The organism is Bradyrhizobium hipponense (assembly GCF_008123965.1).
GTDB classification, from domain to species: Bacteria; Pseudomonadota; Alphaproteobacteria; order Rhizobiales; family Xanthobacteraceae; genus Bradyrhizobium; species Bradyrhizobium hipponense.
On sequence record NZ_VSTH01000308.1, the window covers coordinates 1 to 835 of the forward strand.

The following is an 835-nucleotide window of genomic DNA, read 5'->3' on the forward strand; positions in this document are numbered from 1 at the left end:
ATTCTTCACGGAGGACTAATCAGCTCGAATGCGCGCTGATATCCATGATGGCCCGGAGCACAGCACGCTCCAATCAGAGGCCGGATACATTGATGCAAGACCGCATCTGCCAGGTTGACGAAACCTCTTGCAACGCGCGGCCGGACCATACATATCCGGTCAATCTCGGACCTGCCAGCTCGATATTGCGAATCTACGAATATCCCTGATTCAAGCTTCCCAATCCGAGCCACAATCTAGTTCAGCGCTTCTTCAACAGGATCGAGCAGTGTCGGCGTGCTGCGAACCTGAAGGCGAGCGCCCTGCCGATCGGCCTCGCGCATCGGCTGAAGTTGCAGCACGACGTCGCCCACGGCGAGATCGTGCGCTGGAGCGACGAGTTCGGCGCCAACAACGAGACGATCAAGACGCGGAAAGCGGTGGAGGCGGCAGTGGATACGATCACGAAAATACTCGCCGGCCCCGCAGCTGTTTGGACGATCATTGTCTGCATTGTAGGCCTGCTCTCCGTTGGCCTTGGCATCTATTGGCTTTTTAACAAACAGGCCAAATTGAGTGACCTAGCTGAGTTGAGAAAGAGGCTTGATGATCTGAAGCCCTCCGATCCTGAATACGGCGCTGTTAGGGCACTCTACACGTCGATGATGATCGATGCGGAGCGCTGGGGCTTTTTCCATTCTGGCTCTGGATCGGACGGCGACGGAGGGAGCGCCGATCATGGCAGCGGCGATCATGGCGGCTCTGTCGGCAGCCATCACTGACGATCTGTCATTCCGTACAGCCGGGCGATGGAAGCGGCGTTCGCGAAGGAACTGCTATAGCGCGACAATCTGGA

Annotated in this window: 1 protein-coding gene and 1 pseudogene; both read left to right on the forward strand. The window is 57.2% G+C overall.

What is annotated here, in order from left to right; translation table 11 throughout:
- Positions 1-278 precede the first annotated feature (278 nt).
- Positions 279-431: pseudogene (locus tag FXV83_RS42225) on the forward strand (flagellar biosynthesis protein FlgA); the annotation flags it as partial.
- Positions 432-761: a hypothetical protein gene (locus tag FXV83_RS42230; protein WP_235940632.1), complete on the forward strand. Its 330-nt coding sequence runs from the start codon at positions 432-434 to the stop codon at positions 759-761. It abuts the pseudogene before it with no gap.
- Positions 762-835: the final 74 nt, after the last annotated feature.